Genomic DNA, 2,872 nt, shown 5'->3' with positions numbered 1-2,872 from the left:
GCGGCGACGTCGCCGCCGGTCGCGGTGGCCAGCACGTGCCGCAGGTCCTGCGTGCACGCGTCGATGTACTGCTCGTCCGACATCCCGGCGAACTGCGGGAGCCGGCGGTCGGCGCCGTGCAGGAAGTGGACGTCCAGCGGGGAGTACGACAGGTTCGTCCAGCCGCGGTTCCCGGTGACGCCCGTCGCGGCGAACGACCGGCCGTGGTAGCTCTGCCGCATCGCGAGGACCTGGTCGCTGCGCCGCGCGTACGCGGCCAGCAGCAGCGCGGTCTCGTTGGCCTCCGTCCCGGAGTTGGTGAAGAACACCTTGGCGTCCGGGATGCCCGACAGCCGGGCGATCTTCTCGGCCAGCTCCACCTGCCCGCGCAGCAGGTACGCCGTGGAGGTGTGCACGACGCCGGTGGCGATCTGCCGCTCCACCGCGTCCCGGACCTCGGGCACGTCGTACCCGAGCATGTTCGTCAGGATGCCGATGAAGAAGTCGAGGTAGGAGTTCCCCTCGGCGTCGGTCACGCGGTTGCCCTTGCCGCCGACGATCTCGATGGGGTCCCGGTAGTTGAGCGCCATCCAGGACGGCATGACCGCCCGGTGGCGCCTGAGCAGGTTCGCGTGTTCCGACATGCCCCAAGTCTCGTTTCCGGCGGGCGGCCGCGGCCACCCGCAGAGTGTTAGGACCGGGCGCCTCCGCTTAACGGTCTGCTGGCGGCCGACCATCGGTAACGGCCGGATCATCGCCGCTGACACCCTGTGCGGATATCCTCGCCGTGATGCTGCCCACTGTCGACGACGTCCTCCAGCTCGACGCGGTACGCCGCGGCCAGCCGCACGTCGTCGCGGGCGCCGACCGCACCGGCAACCGGGTCCGCTGGGTGCACGTCGCCGAGGTCACCGACATCGCGCATCTGCTGCACGGCGGCGAGCTCGTCCTCACCACCGGGATCGCGCTGCCCGACGAGCCCGAGCGGCTCCGCGCCTACATCGCCGACCTCGCCGACGTCGGCGTCAGCGGCCTGATGATCGAGCTCGGCAGGCGCTACGCCAGCGTGCTGCCGCCCCCGCTGATCGCCGCAGCTGAGGAGTTCGGCCTGCCGGTGATCGTGCTGGCGCACGAGCCCGCGTTCGTCGACATCACCGAGTCGGTGCACGCCCGGATCGTCCAGGAGCAGTTCGCCGAGCTGCGCGCCTCCGAGCAGCTGCACGAGATCTTCACCCAGCTGTCGGTCGAGGGCGCCTCCACCGACGAGGTCGTCCGGCAGGTGGCGGCGCTCGGCGGGCACCCGGTGGTGCTGGAGAACCTCGCCCACCAGGTCCTCGCCGCGGACGCCGGCGGCGCCGACCCGGCCGAGCTGCTGTCGGCGTGGGAGACCCGCTCGCGGGCCGTCCGCCCCGGCCGCCGCACCGGCTACGACGAGGCGTCCGGCTGGCTGGTCACGATGGTCGGCGCGCGGGGGGAGGACTGGGGCCGGCTGATCGTCGACCTCGGCGCGCCGCCGTCCCCGCGCGAGACCGTGCTGATCGAGCGGGCCGCCACCACCCTCGCCCTCGGCCGGCTCCTCGACCGGCACGCCGAGAGCGTCGAGCGGCAGGCGCACGGGACGATCATCGCCCGCATCCTCGCGCACGCCTACTCCGACCCGCAGGAGGCGGCGGCCCGCGCCCGCGCCCTCGGCGTCCCGCTGTCCGGCCGCCGGCTGCTCGGCGCCGTGCTCCGCCACCGCGGCCCCGCGCTGTCCCGGTCCGCCCCGCCCGTCGGGGAGCTGTCGCAGCTCGCCGAGACGGCCGCGGCGGCCTGCAAGGACGCGCGCCTCGCCGCGCTCGTCGGCGTCCTGGACGAGGGCGGCCCGCACGCCCGCGTCGGCGTCCTGGCCTCCCTGCCCGCCCGCGCCGACGTGGAGACCGCGCTCACCGAGGTCGCCACCCGGATCCGCAAGCAGTCCGGCGACACCGTGATGGCCGCCGGGTCGGTGGTGGAGACGATCCGCGACGTCCGCCGCTCCTTCCTGGAGGCCGAGCAGGTCGCCGACGTCGCCGCGCGCGGCTCCGGGGCCCGCCTCTACTACCGCCTGCCCGACCTGCGCCTGCGCGGGCTGCTGCACCTCCTCCGCGACGACGCCCGCGTCCAGACCTTCGTCGAGCGCGAGCTCGGCCCGCTCCTGGAGTACGACGCCCAGCGCGGCAGCGACCTCACGCGCATCCTGGAGCTGTACCTCGAATCCGGCCGGAACAAGGCCGTCGCCGCCCAGCAGGCGCACCTTTCCCGCCCCGCCTTCTACGAGCGCCTCCGCCGCATCGAACGGGTCCTGGACGCCGATCTCGACGACGTGGAGTCGTGCGTGTCCTTCCATGTGGCGCTCCTGGCCCTGTCGTCCGTCCGCTGGGAACGTTCCTGACCGGGCCGGTGACCGGTGAAGGCCGTTCGCGGCCGGTTCCGCGCGCATACGCTTTAGCGCATGGCGGACGCGGTACTGCACGTTCATCGGTACGGGGACCCGGGCGGAGCACCGGTGGTCATGCTCCACGGGGTCTGCGGTCACGGGGCGCGCTGGCGGCGGACCGCCGAGCGGTACCTGCCGGACCGCTCCGTCCTCGCGCCCGACCTGCGCGGCCACGGGCGCTCGACGCACGAGCCGCCGTGGACGGTCGAGCGGCACGTGGCCGACGTCCTCGCGATGATGGACGCCGAGGGCGTCGAGCGGGCCGACCTCGTCGGGCACTCCTACGGCGGGATGATCGCGCTGCACCTCGCGCGGACCGCGCCGCGGCGGGTGCGGCGGCTCCTCCTGCTGGACCCGGCCATCAGGCTCGTCCCGGCGGCCGCGGGCCGGGAGGCGCGCGGGCACCTGTCCCCGGCGTCCTTCGGCGACGTCGCC

General features: G+C 74.3%; 3 protein-coding genes. 2 read left to right on the top strand and 1 reads right to left on the bottom strand.

Translation table 11 applies throughout. From position 1 onward, the window contains the following. Positions 1-623: aminotransferase class III-fold pyridoxal phosphate-dependent enzyme (locus AB0C69_RS40740; RefSeq protein ID WP_360361915.1), on the bottom strand; the 623-nt coding region annotated here is incomplete at its 3' end. Positions 624-769: 146 nt separating this feature from the next. On the opposite strand from AB0C69_RS40740, the gene AB0C69_RS40735 reads away from it, so the two are divergent. Together AB0C69_RS40735 and AB0C69_RS40730 are read left to right on the top strand one after the other, a co-directional pair. Beyond that, positions 770-2,392, top strand: coding sequence for a PucR family transcriptional regulator ligand-binding domain-containing protein (locus AB0C69_RS40735; protein WP_345175085.1), 1,623 nt, complete (start codon positions 770-772; stop codon positions 2,390-2,392). Between the two features lie 60 nt (positions 2,393-2,452). After that, on the top strand, positions 2,453-2,872 hold a 420-nt coding region (locus tag AB0C69_RS40730), incomplete at its 3' end, for an alpha/beta fold hydrolase (protein WP_360361912.1).

The sequence above is a fragment of the Actinomadura sp. NPDC048032 genome (genome assembly GCF_040653175.1).
Lineage (GTDB): Bacteria > Actinomycetota > Actinomycetes > Streptosporangiales > Streptosporangiaceae > Spirillospora > Spirillospora verrucosospora.
Note: the sequence above shows the minus strand (reverse complement) of the source record. Positions and strands in the feature narration are given on the sequence as shown.